The sequence below is a fragment of the Allobosea sp. genome (assembly GCF_036675845.1).
In the GTDB taxonomy this organism is placed as follows: Bacteria; Pseudomonadota; Alphaproteobacteria; order Rhizobiales; family Beijerinckiaceae; genus Allobosea.
In genome coordinates, this window is sequence record NZ_JAKFED010000195.1 from 1 (window position 1) to 2,920 (window position 2,920).

Here is a 2,920-nt window from a genome sequence, read left to right on the forward strand (position 1 = left end):
ACGAGCCCGCCATTGTGCTCACCGACGCGCTCGAGCCGGCCGGGGACGCCCTTCAGGCTGGAAAGTGCCGCAACCGCCGCCACCGGCTCCTCGCCGGCCGCGATCGCGAGCCCGGCCGCGACCAGCGCGTTGCCGGCCATGAAATCGCCGACCAGCGGCAGCACGATCTCGACCTCGCGGCCGTCGACCGCGACGCGCAGGCGCTGCGAGAAACCCTCGCGCAGGGCGGAAAGCAGCCTGAGCCTGTCGCCACCCCGGCCGATGCCGATCAGCGGATGCCCTCCGGCGGTCGCCGCTGCGGCGGCCTCGGCCGCATAGGGCTCGTCGCGATTGATCACCACCGGCGCGCCCGGCGGCAGCAATTCCCAGAGCCTGAGCTTGGCCGCGAGATAATCTTCGACGCTCGGATGATAGTCGAGATGGTCGTGGCCGAGATTGAGGAAGGCGCCGGCGGTCAGGCGCACCCCGTCGAGCCGGCGCTGGTCGAGCCCGTGCGAGGAGGCCTCCATCGCGACATGGCTGACGCCCTCCCCGGCCAGACGGTCGAGCGAGGCGTGCAGCGAGAGCGGGTCGGGCGTGGTCAGCGAGCCGTAATCGGCGCCGGCCGCGGTGACGATGCCGATCGTGCCGAGGCTCGCCGCCTGCCGGCCGAGCGCCATGAAGATCTGGCGGGCGAATTCCGCCACCGAGGACTTGCCGCTGGTGCCGGTCACCGCGACGATCGTCTTCGGCTGGCGCGGATGAAACGTCGCCGCGGCGAGCGCGAGCGCGCGGCGCGGATCGGCGACCTCGGCGAAGGCGATTCCCGCCGCGAGTCCGGCCGGCCGCGGCTGGCCGGAAACGATTGCGGCCGCCCCGCGCGCCGCCGCATCCGCGATGAACTGCGCCCCGTCCGCCCTGGCGCCGGCGAGCGCGACGAAGGCGGCGCCTTGCGTCACCTTGCGGCTGTCGAAGGCAAGGCCGCCGACGCGCCGCTGCGCATCGTCCGGAAACGCCCCGGGAAAGAGCTGGCCGAGGCTGAAGCTGTTGGTGTCAGTCAAAAGCCGATATCCTTGCCGGCACGAAAGCCCGCGCGTCATTCTCGGGCGAAGCCCTCGGGTCCGACCTTCGGTCGGCCCAAGGATGAACTCCGCGTAGACCCGAGAATCCCATGCAGGATCAAGCCCCCTTCCGTGCCGAGATGCTCGGGGCAAGCCCGAGCATGACGCCCCTTACCGCGTGCCCCAGGCGCCGAGCTTCGCCATCAGCGGGAACGGCGCGACCGGCGGCTCGAAGCGCGGCGGCAGGCCGAGGATCGGCGCCGCCCGCTCGATGACCTTGCCGGTGGTGACGCCGGCATTCCAGGCAGCCGTCGAATAGCCGCCGCTCTCGGCATAGCCTTTAGGCTCGTCATAGATCGAAAGGAACAGATATCGCGGCTTGTCGGCCGGGACGATCGCCATGAAGGTGGTGAAGTTCTTGTTCTTGGCATAGCGGCCGTTGATGACCTTCTCCGCCGTTCCGGTCTTGCCGCCGACGAAATAGCCCGGCACGTCGGCCTTGCGGGCCGAGCCACGCTCGCCGTTGAGGCGCATGATGTAACGCATCGCCTCGGAGGTCTCGGGCTTGATCACGCGGCTGCTGACGCTTTCGGCCTCCTCCAGCGTGCGCTTGACGAAGGTCGGCGTCATCAGCTTGCCGCCATTGACCAGCGCCCCTACGGCGGCCAGCGCCTGGATCGGCGCTACGGCGAGGCCGTGGCCGAAGGCGATGGTCGCGGTGTTGAGCTCGCCCCAGCGCGGCGGCAGGATCGGCTCGGCGCTTTCCGGCAGTTCGGTACGCATCCGGTCGAGCTGGACCATCTTGCGCAGGAAGGCCTTGTGGCCCTCGACGCCGACCGAGAGCGCCATCTTGACCGAGCCCATGTTCGACGAGTGCACGAACACTTCCGGCACGGTCAGCGTCCGGCCGGTGCCGTGATATTCGCGGATGACCTGGCGGCCGAAGCGCATCATGCCGCCGGCGGTCGAATAGGTGGAATTGATGGTGGCCTTGCCGGTGTCGAGCGCCATCGCCACCGTCAGCGCCTTGAAGGTCGAGCCCATCTCGTAGACGCCGACATTGATCCGGTTGATCCGGTCCTTTTCGAGCGCGTCGACCGGATTGCTCGGGTCGAAATCGGGCAGCGAGACCAGGGCGATCATCTCGCCGGTGGTGACGTCCATCACGGCGCCCGCCGCGGCGATCGCCCGGTACTTCTCCAGGCCCTTGAGGAGTTCGTCGCGCAGCAAATGCTGGACGCGCAGGTCGATCGAGAGCGCGACGGGCTTCAGGTCGGAAGCCTGGGTCGCCAGCCCTGCCCCGTTGAGATCCTGCAGCCCTTGCGAGTCGATGTATTTCTCGATGCCGGCGATGCCGACATTGTCGACATTGGCGAAGCCGAGCACATGCGCCGCGGCCGGGCCGTTCGGATAGACGCGCTTGTTCTCCGGCACGAAGCCGACGCCGGGAATGCCGAGCCGGTGCACTTCCTGCTGCTGGCGCGGCGTGATCTCGCGCTTGACCCAGGCGAAGCCCCTCTTGGTGCCGAGCTTGTCGCGCAGCTCCTTGGCGTCGAGGTCGGGCAGCACCGCGGTCAGGAGCTCCGTGGCCTCGTCCTTGTCGAGGATCTTGCGCGGCTCGGCGAAGACCGAGACGGTGCGGATGTCGGTCGCCATCACCGTGCCGTTGCGGTCGACGATGTCGGGCCGCGCCGCGGAGATCGCGGTCGAGGTCGCCCGGCGCAGGCCGACCTGCTCGTTCGGGAAGGCGGCGAGCGCCACCAGCCGGCCGGTGATCGCCAGGAACAGCGCGCTGAAGCCGAGGATGACGAGGCCGACGCGCGGCTCGCTCTTCTCTCCGCTCATCCGGAAGATGTCGCGCAGCAGGCCGGCGCGGAACC

General features: G+C 69.3%; 2 protein-coding genes. Both read right to left on the minus strand.

What is annotated here, in order from left to right:
- The coding region (locus V6M56_RS20740) for a Mur ligase family protein (RefSeq protein ID WP_332686558.1) at positions 1–1,040 on the minus strand (1,040 nt) is incomplete at its 3' end.
- A 171-nt stretch (positions 1,041–1,211) separates the two neighbouring features.
- The coding region (locus V6M56_RS20745) for a peptidoglycan D,D-transpeptidase FtsI family protein (protein ID WP_332686559.1) at positions 1,212–2,920 on the minus strand (1,709 nt) is incomplete at its 5' end.